This window comes from Salinimonas chungwhensis DSM 16280 (assembly GCF_000378185.1).
Taxonomy (GTDB): Bacteria; Pseudomonadota; Gammaproteobacteria; order Enterobacterales; family Alteromonadaceae; genus Alteromonas; species Alteromonas chungwhensis.
The window spans coordinates 87807-104521 of record NZ_KB899385.1 but is presented as its reverse complement, the minus strand read 5'-3'; the positions used below and the strand labels follow the sequence as shown (position 1 = coordinate 104521).

The following is a 16715-nucleotide window of genomic DNA, read 5'->3' as shown; positions in this document are numbered from 1 at the left end:
TAAAACCTCTGAGTCCAAGAAACTTATCCGGGTTCTCACCTGTTGCTGAAATTGGGTTTAGTTTATTTTTTTAACAGTTGCTGGATTGGTACTTGATTCAATTGTTGTGGGGTCTTCAGGCTCAATCAAATGTTTCTCGATTGAAGGATCTAACTTATCTGGGTCTTCTACAACTTCGGGTGAAACCATATTGATACCCGCAAAGCTTTTCTCAGCGTCAACACCACTCAAAACCATATGCGCCGAAAGTTGCATCACGCCATCCCTGGTACCGGCTAACTTTACCAATTCTTCAAACTCTTTATTTGAGAGCTTTCCTTTAAATTTCATATTAAGAATATAGTTTTGAGCCAGCAGACCATGCATCAAAAATTGCGTGTACTCCTTGCCTTCTGGAGACTCTAAGGCAGCCTGTACCTTCTCGCTAGCTTGTGGTTTATATATCCCTTTAGAAACCTTTTTTAACAGGTCTAACATTTCTCTGCCTTCAGATAATTCTTGAAAATGACCGCATCAAGAATGCTACATAATCGTGTACAAAAAACGTAGTATACAGATTGAATATATGGTTAAAAGGAAAGCTCCGCTTTTTGATTGCGAAGATATAAGCCATATTCTTCTGAACACCTTTATAGACTGGATTTTAGCGCAAAAAAATTTTTTTTCCATTCACCTAAAGAAGTATTGCCAATACTCCTTTTTCGAGCGAAATATGATAAGCCCCCGAAGAGGCTTACTGAGCTCAAGGCCATTATGCTGCTATTAATGATTTTCTGTCATACCAGGCAAGTAGGTTTATTGAAGTCAGATAGAGCCCGCCTCTAACATATTTCTCATTGGGAAAGCATTGGCGATACTGTTTCATCTTCCTCTCGTATTGAGAAAGCATCCTTGCTACGAACTGGCTTGTCCCTTCACCTGGGTTTGGCTCACTGGTTTTAAAATCGAAAAAGTAACGCACCCCATCAGCCACAAATGTATGGTCAATTCGTTTCATCTTCCGTTTGCCACCATCCTTCAAAATAAAAGCGACCTCAGTCTCTGAAGATGTTCTTGGTTGCAACAACCAATAAATTGTTTCGTCTTTTCGCAATTGGGAAAGTTGCTTCTCAAGCTTTTGAATCGCTTTATGTATCAGTCTTACGTTTAGACCAAGCTGTTTAAACTGTGATGAGTATTTTGCTCTTTTTCGCTCAATACCGTCTTTAAAATAGGAGTCAACTCCATGTTTAGCCATATCTTCAAGAGCTTGATGAAGAATGATCCCTGTACACCGATTGATGTCTCGGCACCAGTCAAATTCAGGTAGCACTTCATTACTAACGTTCATCAGGCCCCGGTATTGCGCCAATACATTGTTTTCGGGTAAAGGGGGAGTTATCACATTAGCTATGATAGCACGCTTGGGTCTCGTATCGGCTGGAGGTGCCTCCCCTCCCTGTCTCACAATTAAGCCGTCAGGAAGCCTCTTTTGAATTATTGCTAAAATAGAGGTACTTGCAAAACGTAGGTTTTCATTCTGGGAATTGGCAAGACCAGTGATGAACATTTTTTTCTTAGCACGCGTTAAAGCAACGTAAGCAGTCCTTACTGATTCTAAAGATTTCTTTACTTTAGAAAAACCGCGGATCATCTCATTGATTCGAGGCTCCTTTAGTCCAGTCTCAGTGGACGGCGCAACCACCGGGGTAGGCTCTCCATTACTAGATAGTAATGTATCGCTATCGATCAGTCGTGGTACATCACCACGAATAGACTTATGCGAGCCAGGTACAAACACATAATCGAATTCAAGACCCTTGGCTTTATGAATAGTCATTATACTGACGGACCCTGTTGATTTTTGGTCTATGGCGTATAGTCGATCAATCTCATTTTCAAAAAGCTCAAGTTCGAAGCCATTGTGGTCAAACTTTCTCAGCATTTTGAAAAAAGCGTCAATGTTTTTGAGCTCAGCTTCTGACTTCAGTGTACTGAGGCCGTTAAGTTCGTAATACGCCCCTTTGATTATGTCGCTAAGTGTTTTCCTTTCAAGCTGGCTAATTGACTGCTCAATAACTCGTAAAAGTTTTTTTATTCTTGTTTGTGACCCCTTCTGTAACTGGCTTATTGTAGTATCGTTTTGGAGAAGATCGATTACTAGCTCCCCCGGCTTCACATACCCCCTTACTCCTTTAACTACCAACTCCAGTTCACCAATAGACAATCCGACCATAGGGCTACGAAGAAGTCCTATCCAGGCTGTCTTATCTGCTAAGTGTGAAACTGAGCGAGTAAGCACTGTTAAGTCAATAATTGATGCTTGTCGAGATAACTTATGAATGTCTACAGCACGATGACCAACATCATTGTCCCGAAATGCTTCCGTAATTGCGGATAGGTCGTTTCTGGTACGAGCTAAGACGGCTATGCTGGCTGCTGGGTCCATTTCTTTGATTAGATCTATCTGTTGGCAGATATAGCTTGCTTCTGTTACAAGTCCGCCACGCTCATCAAACAATTCCACTTCGACAGGGCTGCCTTCAAGCGGTGCCTTTCTGGCGAGAGAAGGATGAAACTTAGTGGCCCCCGTGACAATATCCTCAGATAACCCAAATGCTGGTTCGAAAACATCGTTTACCCAACCCACAAGACAAGCCTGTGAACGGTAGTTGTTTTCTAATCTTCTCACATTGAACTTTATTTCGTTAATCCCGTTAATCGCAACCAAAGAAAATACTGAGACGTTGGAGCCTCGAAACATATAGATACTCTGCTTTTTATCACCAACTAAAAACATGCTTCTGCCATCCCCTTGTTCCCAACCAAAGGTTAACTTAGTAAGTAACTCAATCTGTGTGAGGTTACAGTCCTGAAACTCATCTACTAGAATATGCTTGTATTTGTTATCTAATTTAAGTGCCAGATTGGTTGGACTATCTACCTCCCCCAGCGCTGCACTGGCCGAAGCAGCCATTTGCACAAAGTCTATTCGCCCAGTATTTTTGAATATCAATAAGAGACGCGCTGCCAGTAAGGGAAGAAGAGAAATCAGCGAGTCAAGTAACTCCCACTCCTGCTCTGAAAAGCGATAATCGTTAGCTTTACACATCGCAGACAACCACATTTGCAGGTTAGAATCTTGAAGGTACTGAATTACTTCCTTTGCATTTTCGTTTTGCATTTCTGCTATGGATTTTTGCTCTGACTCTTTAAATGCTGTCAGTGCTGGAAACCCTTTTGTTTTGTTAAGTTTTTTGTAAAAGCTCGGTCGGCCAGATTTGCTTACGAAGTAATTAAGCAAACTGTGGTAGATGTTCAAATCAGAAGAGTTACTTACCTTTCCAGGCAGCACTGAAATTTTAACTAGCGGCTTCAAAGCTTCTCTAAGCGCCTCGCCTGCATTTGAATAGGCGTATTCTATTACTTGAAATATTTCATCCTCGATGGCCTTACAGGCTCTGATAAAGGGGGTGAAAATAACATTCAACAGTTTCAGGTTGTTCTTTTCTAATGCAGCTCTTCGACCGGCAGTGTTTTTAGCTTCCAGAATTATGGGCAACCACTGGTCTCGGGAACCCAATAGCTCAACAAGCATAGAACTTGCGGTCTCAAAATTATGGTTTACATGCTGTAACAGCCTCCGAACATTATCGCTCCACGCGCAATCTTTTTTGTAATCTCGAAGTAATTCATCAGCGGCTTGCTTGTAGATAGATAAAGGGTTTTCAGCGATTGCTGCAGCGCCACCAACTTTTGAGGTCAATGGGGCCTGTGACACGATACTTGAACACAGTGAATCAAATGTTTTGATCTCAAGTTGGTTTGGATTTTTGAGAATATCCCAGCCTAATGCTCTGTCACGAGCTAACACCTTTTTTGCCAGGCTTCGCATCTCCATTTCATGTGTAGACTCAACAGAGGTTTCCGAATCAGCATTCTTTAGTTCGCTGATAATTCTTTGACGCATTTCTGACGCTGCTTTATTTGTAAAGGTTAAATCAAGTACTTGGTCAGGAGTAGATACTGCCAAATAGGCTCGCAATGTGCGCTTAACCAACTCACTTGTTTTTCCCGTTCCGGCGCTAGCATCCAAAAGCGTGTGTTGAAGCTGCACGATACTGTCTTTCGAAGTCCTGTTGGTCATCACTTTATCCAATAAAATTAACATTCAAAGATAACGTGCATGCTTTTCCTTCGACGTCAAAATAGAAGGAACACGCATATTTAGCATATAGAGGGTTCACAAAAGTGCGATAAATCGGGAAATAGCAAACAGTGAATATTGATGATTGATAATATGCATGGGTAATTTACAAAGGACCGACTATGAGCAAACTGACATCACTACTGAACAGACTTGGTACTATAGAGCGACATGGTGCTATCTATGTTGCGATATTCATTTTTCTGGCAATTCTTCAATTTCCAATGTTCCATGCTATGTTAGGGGCGGCTATTATTTTCGCAATCATGCTGCCCCTTCCTGCAAAAAAGCAGTTTCTCGATGATATTCGTTTTGGTGATTTTGAAGAGGCCTCAAAAGGTAATGAGTAGGTAAAACCGAGGTATCTACATTAGGTCACTGAAACTAATAGTTACCGGGGATAGGATATATGCTGAACAAATTATCAAAACTTCTGACAAAAAAAGGTAGAACTACAAAGTCGGCTTCAGAAAGCCTGCCATACGTCTGGGACATCTACTGCATGAACGGTGTTAACGCGATGTTCCCAAATGCACCTAAAAATATGGTTTTGTGCCCACCTTTTTTCAGAGCCAAAGAACTTCCTGCAATGCAAAAGCGGATAAAAGAAGCCGTATACTATTACTCTCCAGTGATGCTTTATAACACTTTGGTTTTTGAAGGTGCTCCAAAAGACGAGGAGCTATTCAGTGCACTGACAACATTTGAAGGAACTCTTAGGCAAGCTGATAAAATTAATCCTTGGATAGACCACTTAAGATCCGCCAGCGTGGCCAAGTCGAAACTCGGGGACTACACCCAAGAGTTACCAGAGATGACAAAGGTAGAGCTAAATCTGGCGAGGCCGATGTATGAGGAACTGGTTGGGGAACCAATCAAGAATATAAGCGGGTGGTTTTATAATAACTGGGAGAGACACAGGGCTTGGGCTCTTACCCAATAAAAAAAACAGCACATATGTGCTGTTTTCTTATTAGCTTGCTGACCCGGCCAAAAATCTTTGAGCAGGCATCAGTTCTGCCGTAACCACCCTTTGCAATGTCTCCATCCAACTTGGTGCAGTTAATTCAGTAATTAGCGGTTTTTGATGTTTGTATTCACTTTCAACAAAAACAGGGTTCTTTTTGTGCATCCAGCCAATCTCTTTTGTTTTTTCATACTCATCAAAGATAAAACGGGGACGTCGGGTTGTCCAATACCAGACACCATTGGGCTCTTGCATTACAAATTTAGCATCGTCTGGTAAAGGAATATGTATCCCATCGATACAGAGCACATTCCCTTTGTTATTTTTTGTGGTATCAACCATGATTTTCCCCAATCTGAAATTTGATGAGTTTTTGACGAACATGTGTCGGTAGCTGACATCAAAAACTTTAATACTGATACGCCATTTCTGAGCTCCGTGCTCGCTACAGCCAAACACCCAAAATGCTAAGCTGTTGATTTGATCAATCCATTCTAAGGTTCAATAACGTATAGAGATTTATTACTTATCGAATATTGTACTAAGCAATGCATAAACATTCGGCAAATAGGCAAGAAATAATGAAATATATAACTGATCTTTTTCTTACCCGAATGCGTTGGAAGGATAATATATGCAAATATTTGGGAAAAAAAGGTCAATTTGCGACCAAATTAGGATTTTCGCCAGCTTAATAGTATGAGTTAACATACTTAAGTATGAAATGGAACGAGTGTAAGCCGCTTTTTTATTCAGATAGAAAACTTCAAGCCTTTAGCGTCATTAAATCGAAATTTAATGTTTCGCTCTTCAGATTTTAATGAGATTGTATTGTCGTTATATTAAATCGCCGGCATTCATCAGGCTTGAGTATTATCTGCGATACCTTTTCAATTAAACTACTGTACACATCATTAAGACCGTCAAATGTAGAAGCTCTCTCTACTAAGTCCATCGCGTCTTTTTCACTGATACTACCTTGCATCAGCGCGACGACAATGTAATTCACAACAATTCTGTTTTTTGTTATCTCAGTAGCATATTGCTGAACCACTGCCTTTGTTTTCAGATCGCTGAGAGAATCATCAAGTTGTGGTTGATACACCTGGGCTCCAATATCATCGACTAAACTCTTGATCTTTCGCATTGCTTAACTTCTTGTCAGATTTGATTCTGATGTTAAGCCATTAGACGATGATATCTACCTTTTCCCGGATTAAGGTCAGGTAGATAGTATGATTATGAGTCGTTACGAATGATATTTACCCAAAAAATACGTATGGGAGCACAGAAATTACCTTATCGCTTGATTAGCTCTTCTAGCCTCGTTAGCAAGTCTTGATCTACTTTGTTTGTATTAAATTTGATGGATATATCATTCCCTTTCACATCAACTTTAAAACCTTTGGTTGGTGTAATCTTCTCCCAATCCTTATTTTTTACGGTTACTACCTTGGGTTCTTGAAGCAGTGACTTGATATGCGAGAACGTTGCCTCAGCAGATTGCTCTGCTTCATGAACAGAATCAAAGGTCTCCCCTTCTTGAACCTGAGTCAATTGGCCTTCCAGCTTCGAAAGTTTGTCTTCTTCTTTCTTAAAATAACGAAGCCATTTATAGCGAATATAACGAAGTCCCGGGAAGGCCCCATAGATATATGAAGGAAATTTCGTAAATGCTATAGCCTCAGATACCTTGCCAAGAGCAATACCTTCTTGCTCTGCCAATTCTCCCATTGTTACTCCCTCACCTCTTCCCTGATACCTTTCAGCTAAACGAAAACCTATATCCAATATATTCGGGCTATCATAAATATCTCCTGTTCGAGCTCGTTCAAACTGATCCTGTTTGGTCATGTTTTTAGAGACGAGAACTCTGAACACGCAATCTCCAGGCGTATGAGTGACACAATATAACCTGCGCAAGCCTTTTATGATGTGCAGCTTACTATCAATCTCTACAGCCTCTGCCACCTCTGAGTTAAACCCAGCTTTTGAAATAGAGGGATATATATCAGCCACTGCCCCCATAGTTAACATATTCCAACAGCGTTGATTGTCTTCATGTGGCAAGCATAATTCTTTAGCTTCTTCTTTTGATAGTTCTCTATATTCGAACTCAATAGGCGCTTGCTGGGGCACGACAGAAGGCGCTTTGACTTTCGGTTGTTGATTGAGCATCGCCCCCAATTTTGACTTGTTCTTAGAGCCGCGGTACATCTGTGATGGACTTTTCATACCTATACCTTACTTAGTTTTTGCAAAATGGCTGGTCAGTCGAAGCTTTACCTCTCGCACAAAGCTGTTGATTGCCATGGTAGATTTATCCAACTGCCGTGTTGAAACCAGTTTTTCGGATTTTCTAATATCAAGGGGGGTACGATGGATGCTAACAGCCACTTCGAAAGCGTTAGATTTGGGAATTGTGGTGTTGAACATTTTGTCGCCAACGTGACGCTTCATTCTCATCAGCACGTCATCACTGGCCGGCTTATCATCTTCAAACATTGTTGCTACAACGTGAACACCTTTTATCTGCTTTCCTTCAGACGGAAGTTGTTCGAATTTATCAGGGAGATCTATTAAATACTCCTTAACAGCAGACCAGTCCAGGCTTCGTGTGGCACAAGGAACAATCACGAAATTACAAGACTCATAGCCTGACCAAACTAACGGGTTTATGCTTGGAGCTGAATCAAAAATTACAATATCAAAATCATCTTTAACTACATCAATAACTTTTTGTTTAAGTAACTCAGTGACATCCGCCCCACCCTGCTTAGAGCCATCAATGATTTCCTGCCAAGCAAATGCGTTGAAGCGTTCATCTGAAGGGTGCGCAGGCAGCAGTTTTAAATTCGGAATATGCGTATCAAAAAGTGAAGCTTTAACTATTTCTTCGTGACTGTGTCCGGCATTGATAAGACTTTGATAATCACTATCAGGTTCTTTATCACCAAGCATTAAGTCTACAGCTGTTAGCATCAATTCGTCATTTTCATCGATTTGCATTATATTCCGTTGTGAACCTTGCGGATCTAGGTCTACTAGCAATACTCTCTTTGCTTCAGACACATTGAGTGACAGCCCTACAGCGAGTGATGTTGCAGTCTGAGTTTTTCCTGTTCCTCCCTTGAGAGATGCAACCATGATTGAAGCTAAACCTTCATGCTCATCTCGCCATAGCTTTTTCTTCATTTTAACTTCGCCGGAGCTGTGCAATAGATCAGTAATCATATGGCAGTGCTCTAACGTAAATAAATGCCGTTTATTCGCTGCTTGCAGAACGGGAGGTATAAGGCCTTTTTCAATAGCATCGTTCACAAATGATTTCAGTACATTGGTTTGCAGGCCCAGTGCCCTACTTAATTCACTTAACGACAGACTATGGTTCTTAACAACGGTATCAATATCTTGATCGACGTTTTCTTCCTGAATAGTTTTTAATCGTGTCTCACTATCCTCCTGGAGCCTTGCCCCAAGTACTCTTAATTCCCCAATGATGTCTGACATTTCCTATTCCTTAAAAGTTTGACTGAGCATGAACCTATCGAATTAATATCCGAAAAAAATCACCTTCAACAATATTATTCAATTTATTGGAATATTGCCACAAAAATCATGTTGGCTTTACTGGCTTGGCCTAGAGGCAGGTTACTCCGTTTTTGCAATTGTAATTTACTCTGGTACTATCGGGGTCACTGAATAGCGAGGAGCCATTATGGCTAGTGAAATTTTGAGACTTGTACCCGATTACTATCGTGTTAGTGATTTACACTCACATAGCGGTGAGCAACAGATTACTGAACAAGAGCTTAGAATAAGAGCAACCCAACACTTTGAACTTAGTGAGTCTGATTTAGAAAAGTTGCTAAATGGCGAAGTAGTCGAGTCTTCACATTACCGGATAGAACCGGGTTTTGTTGATACGTTTAATTTAACTGCTGATTAGTTCGTAAAATTTTAAAAGGAAAGTTCCAAGCGTTCGATCGCGCTTTTGATTAAAACTTACAGCTCAACCTATTGGACTCTTGTGGTGATAGAGTCATAGCATATTGAAATCATGACTATGACTTTTTCAACCGTTGAAAATTATCTTAGCGAGCATCCTTTTGGAAGCCACCACGTTTTAGAGACTTTGTGACTTGCTAGACCATCAAGACCAGGCACTTGATAGTTAACTGTATCTAGTATTTTCTGCACAGAAACCTCATATCTGGCTGCATTGTATTGAGTTGCTTGTCTATTGTTAGGGATAATCCAGGCATTAATCTCTCCATCACTTCTAACTAATACTTTCCAAAGGAAATCAGGCGTAGTGACTCCATGGCTTAATACGAAATGATCGTTTGTCTCATCATTTCCCCATACGTTACCCAGCCAAACATTTACAGTTCCTAAATCTCTATAACACTCAGTAAGTTTCTCTGTATATCGCCAAAGTCCATGAACATTTTGATACGCTTCATGAGGGACAACATTTGCCATGGTATTGGTTGCGCGCATCATTTTTACGCTATGGTCCCAAAGATTACTATGCACACCGTGACCGCGGTGATACTGCGTGGTTCCGGCCGGGCGCTTGAATGTTGAGGTACTCTTCTTCCTGCAGTGTTCAGGTAGCTTATCCTCACGATGGAATCCTTTGTAACGCTTTAGTTCGCCAGTATCAGGGACAGTTTCATACTGAATCCAATTGAAACCCTTATGTTCACAACTGTATCCCATTTGATAAAAACCGAAATCTAAAAACTCATTTCCAAATGCTTGTACACCGCTAGCGTTCAAGTACACACCCAACACAATCAATAACTTAATAGTTTTATTCATAGCCCACCTATATATTCTTTTCATTCAAGGGTTATAACTTCAGTTGAACTGTGACCGAGATTAATGTTGTGTCCAATTTAAGAGAACCAATTCACTGCAAACTTTTTCAACGGTTGAAAATTTGAATATTAAACTGATTTGGCAACTACACTGTTAGTCTGGGTCTGATATAAGTATGAAGAAAAGTTCTTTCTGTTAGCAGTGCAAAGGTGTGATATTGCACTTCTTTGCAGCGTAGATGATGCAATAGTCTATACAGTCTATATAACTAGCGTTATCAACCGCTTATTCTTGATGGAGGTTAATTGGTAAGAGTTAAGTTATGTTTTTAAAAGGCCCTATGAGATTCCAGGTTTCCAAACAAAAATTAGATGTGAAACTAAACTGCGGTCAAATCAGAATCAGGAATTCAGGTTTTGGTGATCAAATAAGCAGCCTTTATTTCGTTGTAGAAAGTAAAAACTATCTATATCACATCAACGGAACATTTTTGGGGATAGAACTTACAGACGATATTAACAAGGTAGCTTCGTTGATTAAGTGTTTATTTAATGATCCTCAAGAGGGTCTTATGTGGGCTCAATCACATTGCGAGTGTAAGCAAAGGATATGTGATGAACCTGATGGTGATATGGTAGAAAGTGTACCCGTCAAAAATGCTTCAATATTAGCATCAGGTATAACGGTTCCTCTTTTAGAAGTAGCTAACGGTCGCTTTGAGATACGCTGCTAATAGCGGGGCAAACTTGTTTGCCCTACTCCACTTTAGACGTCCCAGCTTGACAACACTCCTTACTTTTTCAACCGTTGAAAATATACGGCAGCAAACGCTAGATTTAGCTTTATCCATAAGTTAGAAGACCCTCCTCTCTCCTTCAAACGGGCGGTTCCCTCAAATTCGACTTAAGCCTTTAACTCAATACGTTGACCTAGAATCCAACTAACTGAGAGTACGAATGAAAAAGTCAACGCTAAAACATATTTCTTTTGAATCAAAATCTTTGCTTGAGGTATTAAGGGGCGAACCGGGCAACTATGGGGTTTTCTTACCAGTAGCTGACGACGACGGTAGCTACCGTCAATCGATTAAAAAATTTTCTAGTCAAATAAAGTCTCGCTCAACAAAACTCAAGGTGAAGTGCTCGATTGAAACTCTTTTTATAATAACAAATGGCGAAATACCAAAAGTCATTAAAGTCATTAAGGTTACACGTCAGTAAAGTATTGACTTAGTTTGTCTCATACTCAGAAAGGAGAACCTTCATGAATTGTAAAATGGATAGCGTGTTGCCGGGAGCTACCTATGGTGAGATCTTAACTATCGATATGCAGCATATTCTCGGTAAACACAACGAAACTGAAGCATTCGAAGAGTGGCGTTTTATAAGTGAAGTATCAAGCTATGCAAATTTAAACAATGGTGTGGACCATATTTATGAGCTTATTGTCAGCATGGCTACAAATTATTCTGGTGTACCAGACTTGTTGAGGCCAGCATTTATTAGAGCGAGAGAATTTGGCTACAAGTATATTAAGTTTAAAAAATGAATGGTGCTGATGACTCACTAACGCTTCAGCTTCATAGGTAAAAGTCATACTAAATGCACATTAGAACCACCAGCTTAACCATGGACCTGCTTAATGACTAATTACCCCAAAACAATTAGAAAATATCTCTCAATCGCTGGTTTCGAAGGTTGCGGAAAATCTAAGGCGTGTAGACATATATCACAGCAACTTGGCTTTTTTTGATACCAGAGATTGCTCGAACAACGTTTCCAGTCAATGATTGGATCTAAAGAAACAATTGGATGAATTATCTGAACAGACTTTTTGCGGATATATAATGGGTCACCATGTCTGTATTGCCAATCATATTCAGCAGACAATTCAAGCTCGATGTATCCTTAACCCTCTTACTTATCAGGCTCTGTATTCCCCTAATGAACAATTCAATATTAGGGGAGTTCAGCAACTTATAGACCAGCTCAACGATACACACAATCAAACATCGTTACTAAACGTAGCAGTTTTTAATTAGCATCCAACGGATACCCAGTTTATCCAGGAGACTGTATTTGCTGACACGGAAAGGAAATACCTAACCTATGTTGCGCAGTATCTATACGAAAAAGCTTGGTTCGAAAGAACCTTTATCAAACTTTAAGAGAGACTTGATGGATTGGCTTCGGACTTGCTGATTGTGGAGCCGTTCACAAGCAACTGAGATATTTTAAAAGATATAACCTTGTTAGCCGCAGGCCTCTAACACCTTAAACATTTCATTTTTCAACCGTTGAAACTCCCAAAAAGGGCATTTTCAACCGTTGAAACTTCTCAAGAAGCATATTTTCAACTGTTGAAACTTCCTAAGAAGCACATTTTCAACCGTTGAAACTTTCCAAGAAGCACATTTTCAACCGTTGAAATTTCTACTTCAACATTCCAAATATTCAGTCTCACCATTGTTCATCTTCCTCAGGTTTTGCCTTGTCTACCAACTTCTTCACTTTATAAGTTCTTACTTTAGGAGAACAGCGAATGGAAGAAAAATTTGTGGATCGATTGAATATCATTAGTGATAGATCTACCTGTAAAGTAGATAGTAGTGCTATGGGGCAGGGTACTAATGATACCCCTTGTTTTGAAGTCTCTACCTGCATCAGATTACCTACACAGTCTCTGTGTGACAGCATAACCAGCAGAGACATAGAAGAAATCTTAACTCGCGTAGCAACAAAAAGTGAATTTAAAAGATATTTATTTGACCGCGCTGTATGCAATCGGGATTCAATACTTTCAGAGATTGAAAACGAACTGGCTATAGGAATTAATATTCAATATTTCTCAGGTAAGGAAACTTTCATAGTGGCCGGTCAGCATGATTGGTTGATTGTGCTAGAAAGGTTAAGAGAAGTATTTACTCATATATCTTTGGGCAAACAGTTTAGCGGTTACCATACTTATAACTTGTCAGCAGGTGGCGCCACACATCATTGAGAGTGGGGGAGTAGTATTAAATAATGCTGAAGTGCTGCTCCTATGACCATAAAGTTCGATGTTAGGCATCGACATTCCGTATAAATTGCACGATATCCACCAGCTGCAACATTACTTCCATTGAAATATTGGAGGTAACATGAATTATCTAAAGCTAACCACCGAAAACCGTCACGTTCTCTATGTAAAATCTATGAGCAAGTTGCACCGGATAACCCACTTGGCCTTTAATGAAGTAGGTCATGCTATCCTGTTTAAGAATAAGGACAAAATAGCGGTATCAACCTTGCCTGGTTTTCCAGAGATTCAGCTGATGGCAGATTTATATTCAGGGTTAAATAAATATGACCTTGAAAATTTGTCGTCTAACTCACTCCCTTTTGCTGACATGTATATGTATACCTATGGAGGTTATTTTCAAATAGCAGGGGTTTTTGACAGCGTTACATCTGCAAATGCATTCCTACTTCAACGCCCAGACACAGCACCATTAGACTCAACAACATTTAAAAAAGGTGATGTACAACTTCATTTCATCTGCGCTATGAAAAAGTCTCGGATAATAACCAAATAGTCGATAAATCGGGAATCTGTTTCACACTTGACTTAGACTCCCGTATTTTAACTTAAGCGCCTGCTATCGCTGGCGCTTACCACCAATCTTAAATATATAAAGGACTTTCAATGCTAATTTTGACACGCCGGGCGGGTGAATCACTAAGAATTGATGATGACAAAACAATTACAGTGCTTGGTATAAAAGGGAACCAAGTTAGAATAGGTATTTCTGCTCCCCAACATGTAGATGTCCATCGTGAAGAGATCTATGAGAAAATTCAGAATGAGAAATCTTCTGCTCAATAACTAGTGGGACCCAACAGCCCGGCTTTTCGACCACCTTATCATCTATATGAACTAAACGTTTTTTATTTTGGTTCCAGAGGTTAGCTGCCCTCTGAGTTGCCATCGCCGCCTCACGTGACACATTAACCCTATATTATTCAAAGGGTTAAAATCATGCAGCTGTCAAAACTCAATCGAACCGTTGATACATTTACCAATCTTTTCTCAAATAACTGGGTAGTCACTGTAGGTTTATCAGGCAAAGACAGCATTTGTGTAGCGCACTGCGCTGTTGAAGGGCTCAAGCAGGCTATCAAAGAAAACCCTATGGCAGGTCCACTATATATCGTGACAACCAACACCACGATAGACAACTTTGAACTTCATAACTTTATCCTTGATGTACACGATGCTGCGACCAGGTTCGGTCGTGAACATGGACTTCCAATTTATACCAAAGAGATCACCCCCTCACTATCTAACCTACCGATGGTTGAGTATTTGGGACGTGGAAAGCTGCTCAGAACACCTATGACGAGCAACAATGGACGTGATTGCACCATAGATTGGAAAATTGAGCCAATGAAGCGCTTTTTGAGAGAGGTTAAGGCAACGCACCAGACTGAAAAGGTTGTTTCCGCCAGCGGTACTCGCAGCCAAGAGTCTGTTATCCGGGCAGCCAATATAGAAAAGCGCGGTGAGACTGCAGATAGTGTTGTGCGTACAGATATGGGCTTTACGATTGCTCCAATCAAAGACTGGAGTCTTACGGATGTATGGTCGCTGGCCAACGCAATCGAGCAAGACGATATCGAGTCTTTTATAGAAGACCATGCTAAAGGGCTTAGAAAGCACTATGCTGCAGGCAACTCTGGTACTTGCGATCTTTTCGCAGGTACTAATAAGCAAACAGACAAGGCCTGTGGGGCACGATTTGGCTGTATGTTGTGCGCCATGGTCGAAAATGACAAAAGCTTGCAGGCTCAGATAGATACAAGCCAGGAGACATACGGGTATATGGCTCCAATGGTCAAACTTCGTGAATTTATGGTTAATACTCTTTATGACTACCAATATTCGCGCTCCATGATGGGCCGTGAGCTTAAAGCTGGTGGCTTCGTGAAGGTTGGCTACAATCAGTATTCTCTTGCATACAGACAAGATCTGCTTCGTTACGTCCTTACCATTGATGCACTTGAAGAAGAAGCATTTTACGATCGGTATGGATATGAGGCTCACCGGTTCCAGCTAATAGGCTACAAAGAGTTATTGATGATTCAATATCACTGGGCACGAGAGGGTGGTGAGCAGCTCGCAGGAGAGGCGATTCGTATTTGGCATGAAGTTCATACTGATGGATTGCGTTATCCAATACCTAATACTCAATATGCTGAACCAGCCAAGTTACCTGAATACAGATACTTCGACATCAATGGCTATGTATCACTCCATGAGTGCACAGGCTTGCATGAAGATGACCGCCATAGCGTCGTCACTGGCCGACTTCACCGAGTAGCGAAGCTGGGGACGGAAATTGACCTGGTGCCATTCGAGGAAGCAAATAGTGCTGAAATCAGAAGCGAGTGCGGGATGGCCATGAGCTTTGTAGAAGAGTGGTTCCCGGATTCACTCAACATGGGACACTGGGGTAAAGGTAAGTGTCCAACTACGATTATCAAAGCCATGTTGGAATGTGGCCTTTTGAAGCTTCGCAAAGGTTCGATCCCACGGTTACATGCAGAGACACAACGTGCCCAAGTATATAACGCTCTTAGTACGACGTATGGCAAATCTTTTGAACATATCTGTACGGGGGCGTCAATTTCAAAAGAAGAGTATACAGCACATTTATTATTGGCCAGTCAGAAACAGACGATGACTCAGCCACAGGCAGTCATGGATTTTTAGTCAGCTTCAGGCTGACTGCCTCCCCCTTGTCGCTATCGCTTCAGGGGTTGGCTTAAACAGCTTTCAAATTATCCCCATGAGCATCCCTTATTATTTTTTTAGGTGGGGTAGGGCGGGGGCTGCTGCATAATTTGACCAAGACTTTCCTCAAGCTACGTTGCACTGTATTCAAATCAAGGTGCAATTTATGAAGATCACAGAAGAAATCATACAGGCTGAATTATCAAGGTGCTTGGCTAAAGCAAGGAAAGCATTTCTCGAAGCGCATTGGGCTCATCCATTTTCAAAGCTTACTGTTGAAATGCTTGCTACAAAGTATGGTGAAGCGTCGAGGGACGGTACGATCAGAATAAGCTCGGCATTTTTAAATACTCCAGCATTGGCACAATTAACCAACACTTTGCTGCATGAGATTGCGCATTTGATAGTAGGCCTAAAGCAGGGACACAACAAGCAGTTTAGGCATGCTCTAGAAAGGTTGTTGGAAAGTGAAAGGCTACCGTCTGAAGCTTTAAAGCAGTCAATTAAAAACAATACCCCTTACAAATATCGTTTGCTTGCATATACGAGTGCAGGCCAGGTGCTTGATCTGGGTGGGGCTTATAGAAGGACTAAGCGTTATCTTCAGTATAAAGGTAATCATAGCTTTAAGGGTATACGGATAGATAGATATGAGTATGTTAATTTCTGTTCAAAACTCCCCGAACTGACCATCTGTGATGAAAATTTAAAGGACTAAACGCTAATTGAACTGTGAGACCTTATTATCCGAGCTAAGTGTCGTTCAAAGCGACTTGTAGGCTTTAAGTGTTGTTCAGAGCGATGATGACGAGCTAAGTGTCGTATAACGCGACTTTGTTTAAGCTCTAAGTGTTGTTCAGAGCAATGATGACTAGCTAAGTGTCGTATAACGCGACTTTGTTTAAGCTCTAAGTGTTGTTCAAAGCGATGATGGCTAGCTAAATGTCGTAAAACGCGACTTTG

At 40.8% G+C, this 16715-nt stretch carries 18 protein-coding genes; 11 read left to right on the top strand and 7 right to left on the bottom strand.

The annotated features are described in order from the left end of the window. Window positions 1–57 precede the first annotated feature (57 nt). Together F458_RS0114135 and F458_RS0114130 are read right to left on the bottom strand one after the other, a co-directional pair. Complete coding sequence (locus tag F458_RS0114135; RefSeq protein ID WP_018984080.1) at window positions 58–477, bottom strand: hypothetical protein; 420 nt, start codon at window positions 475–477, stop codon at window positions 58–60. A gap of 274 nt (window positions 478–751) precedes the next feature. Further along, window positions 752–4150: a UvrD-helicase domain-containing protein gene (locus tag F458_RS0114130; RefSeq protein ID WP_018984079.1), complete on the bottom strand. Its 3399-nt coding sequence runs from the start codon at window positions 4148–4150 to the stop codon at window positions 752–754. Window positions 4151–4308: 158 nt separating this feature from the next. Between F458_RS0114130 and F458_RS0114125 the strand changes: the two genes are divergently transcribed. After that, a complete protein-coding gene (locus F458_RS0114125; protein ID WP_018984078.1) occupies window positions 4309–4536 on the top strand; it encodes a hypothetical protein in 228 nt (75 codons plus the stop codon). 59 nt (window positions 4537–4595) lie between these two features. Then, on the top strand, window positions 4596–5129 hold the full coding sequence (locus tag F458_RS0114120; RefSeq protein WP_018984077.1) for a hypothetical protein: 534 nt from the start codon (window positions 4596–4598) through the stop codon (window positions 5127–5129). Window positions 5130–5159: 30 nt separating this feature from the next. Here F458_RS0114120 and F458_RS0114115 read toward each other — a convergent pair whose 3' ends face one another. The 4 genes from F458_RS0114115 to F458_RS0114100 all read right to left on the bottom strand — a co-directional run bounded on the left by F458_RS0114115 (window position 5160) and on the right by F458_RS0114100 (window position 8663). Beyond that, window positions 5160–5495: a hypothetical protein gene (locus tag F458_RS0114115; protein ID WP_156824257.1), complete on the bottom strand. Its 336-nt coding sequence runs from the start codon at window positions 5493–5495 to the stop codon at window positions 5160–5162. 475 nt (window positions 5496–5970) lie between these two features. After that, window positions 5971–6300, bottom strand: coding sequence for a hypothetical protein (locus tag F458_RS0114110; protein ID WP_018984075.1), 330 nt, complete (start codon window positions 6298–6300; stop codon window positions 5971–5973). A 152-nt stretch (window positions 6301–6452) separates the two neighbouring features. After that, window positions 6453–7388, bottom strand: a complete 936-nt coding sequence (locus F458_RS0114105) for a hypothetical protein (protein ID WP_018984074.1) — start codon at window positions 7386–7388, stop codon at window positions 6453–6455. Between the two features lie 9 nt (window positions 7389–7397). Beyond that, window positions 7398–8663 (bottom strand): ParA family protein, encoded by a 1266-nt coding sequence (locus F458_RS0114100; RefSeq protein WP_018984073.1) that lies wholly within the window; start codon window positions 8661–8663, stop codon window positions 7398–7400. Window positions 8664–8871: 208 nt separating this feature from the next. On the opposite strand from F458_RS0114100, the gene F458_RS0114095 reads away from it, so the two are divergent. Continuing rightward, window positions 8872–9102 carry a hypothetical protein gene (locus tag F458_RS0114095; protein ID WP_018984072.1) on the top strand — a complete coding sequence of 77 codons (231 nt, stop codon included), beginning with the start codon at window positions 8872–8874 and terminating at the stop codon, window positions 9100–9102. Window positions 9103–9242: 140 nt separating this feature from the next. Here the strand turns inward: F458_RS0114095 and F458_RS0114090 are convergent, their stop codons facing one another. After that, a complete protein-coding gene (locus F458_RS0114090) occupies window positions 9243–9980 on the bottom strand; it encodes a DNA/RNA non-specific endonuclease (protein WP_018984071.1) in 738 nt (245 codons plus the stop codon). Window positions 9981–10302: 322 nt separating this feature from the next. Between F458_RS0114090 and F458_RS0114085 the strand changes: the two genes are divergently transcribed. From F458_RS0114085 to F458_RS0114050, 8 genes are all read left to right on the top strand, one after another. After that, window positions 10303–10713 (top strand): hypothetical protein, encoded by a 411-nt coding sequence (locus F458_RS0114085; protein WP_018984070.1) that lies wholly within the window; start codon window positions 10303–10305, stop codon window positions 10711–10713. Between the two features lie 223 nt (window positions 10714–10936). Then, window positions 10937–11200 (top strand): hypothetical protein, encoded by a 264-nt coding sequence (locus tag F458_RS0114080; protein WP_018984069.1) that lies wholly within the window; start codon window positions 10937–10939, stop codon window positions 11198–11200. Window positions 11201–11243: 43 nt separating this feature from the next. Then, window positions 11244–11528 (top strand): hypothetical protein, encoded by a 285-nt coding sequence (locus tag F458_RS0114075; RefSeq protein ID WP_018984068.1) that lies wholly within the window; start codon window positions 11244–11246, stop codon window positions 11526–11528. Window positions 11529–12521: 993 nt separating this feature from the next. Then, entirely contained in the window at window positions 12522–12980 is a 459-nt protein-coding gene (locus F458_RS0114070; RefSeq protein ID WP_018984067.1) for a hypothetical protein, read from the top strand. A gap of 139 nt (window positions 12981–13119) precedes the next feature. Beyond that, window positions 13120–13554 (top strand): hypothetical protein, encoded by a 435-nt coding sequence (locus tag F458_RS0114065; RefSeq protein ID WP_018984066.1) that lies wholly within the window; start codon window positions 13120–13122, stop codon window positions 13552–13554. A gap of 110 nt (window positions 13555–13664) precedes the next feature. Beyond that, window positions 13665–13844, top strand: a complete 180-nt coding sequence (csrA, locus tag F458_RS0114060) for a carbon storage regulator CsrA (protein ID WP_018984065.1) — start codon at window positions 13665–13667, stop codon at window positions 13842–13844. A 153-nt stretch (window positions 13845–13997) separates the two neighbouring features. Continuing rightward, a complete protein-coding gene (locus F458_RS0114055; protein ID WP_018984064.1) occupies window positions 13998–15731 on the top strand; it encodes an adenine nucleotide alpha hydrolase family protein in 1734 nt (577 codons plus the stop codon). A 187-nt stretch (window positions 15732–15918) separates the two neighbouring features. Next, on the top strand, window positions 15919–16470 hold the full coding sequence (locus F458_RS0114050) for a SprT-like domain-containing protein (RefSeq protein WP_018984063.1): 552 nt from the start codon (window positions 15919–15921) through the stop codon (window positions 16468–16470). The last annotated feature ends 245 nt before the right edge of the window (window positions 16471–16715 follow it).

Bases quoted from the DNA above. Each gene is read 5' to 3' on its own strand.
- F458_RS0114135 (WP_018984080.1), bottom strand. From the start codon at position 477: ATGTTAGACCTGTTAAAAAAGGTTTCTAAAGGGATATATAAACCACAA.
- F458_RS0114130 (WP_018984079.1), bottom strand. From the start codon at position 4,150: ATGTTAATTTTATTGGATAAAGTGATGACCAACAGGACTTCGAAAGAC.
- F458_RS0114125 (WP_018984078.1), top strand. From the start codon at position 4,309: ATGAGCAAACTGACATCACTACTGAACAGACTTGGTACTATAGAGCGA.
- F458_RS0114120 (WP_018984077.1), top strand. From the start codon at position 4,596: ATGCTGAACAAATTATCAAAACTTCTGACAAAAAAAGGTAGAACTACA.
- F458_RS0114115 (WP_156824257.1), bottom strand. From the start codon at position 5,495: ATGGTTGATACCACAAAAAATAACAAAGGGAATGTGCTCTGTATCGAT.
- F458_RS0114110 (WP_018984075.1), bottom strand. From the start codon at position 6,300: ATGCGAAAGATCAAGAGTTTAGTCGATGATATTGGAGCCCAGGTGTAT.
- F458_RS0114105 (WP_018984074.1), bottom strand. From the start codon at position 7,388: ATGAAAAGTCCATCACAGATGTACCGCGGCTCTAAGAACAAGTCAAAA.
- F458_RS0114100 (WP_018984073.1), bottom strand. From the start codon at position 8,663: ATGTCAGACATCATTGGGGAATTAAGAGTACTTGGGGCAAGGCTCCAG.
- F458_RS0114095 (WP_018984072.1), top strand. From the start codon at position 8,872: ATGGCTAGTGAAATTTTGAGACTTGTACCCGATTACTATCGTGTTAGT.
- F458_RS0114090 (WP_018984071.1), bottom strand. From the start codon at position 9,980: ATGAATAAAACTATTAAGTTATTGATTGTGTTGGGTGTGTACTTGAAC.
- F458_RS0114085 (WP_018984070.1), top strand. From the start codon at position 10,303: ATGTTTTTAAAAGGCCCTATGAGATTCCAGGTTTCCAAACAAAAATTA.
- F458_RS0114080 (WP_018984069.1), top strand. From the start codon at position 10,937: ATGAAAAAGTCAACGCTAAAACATATTTCTTTTGAATCAAAATCTTTG.
- F458_RS0114075 (WP_018984068.1), top strand. From the start codon at position 11,244: ATGAATTGTAAAATGGATAGCGTGTTGCCGGGAGCTACCTATGGTGAG.
- F458_RS0114070 (WP_018984067.1), top strand. From the start codon at position 12,522: ATGGAAGAAAAATTTGTGGATCGATTGAATATCATTAGTGATAGATCT.
- F458_RS0114065 (WP_018984066.1), top strand. From the start codon at position 13,120: ATGAATTATCTAAAGCTAACCACCGAAAACCGTCACGTTCTCTATGTA.
- csrA (WP_018984065.1), top strand. From the start codon at position 13,665: ATGCTAATTTTGACACGCCGGGCGGGTGAATCACTAAGAATTGATGAT.
- F458_RS0114055 (WP_018984064.1), top strand. From the start codon at position 13,998: ATGCAGCTGTCAAAACTCAATCGAACCGTTGATACATTTACCAATCTT.
- F458_RS0114050 (WP_018984063.1), top strand. From the start codon at position 15,919: ATGAAGATCACAGAAGAAATCATACAGGCTGAATTATCAAGGTGCTTG.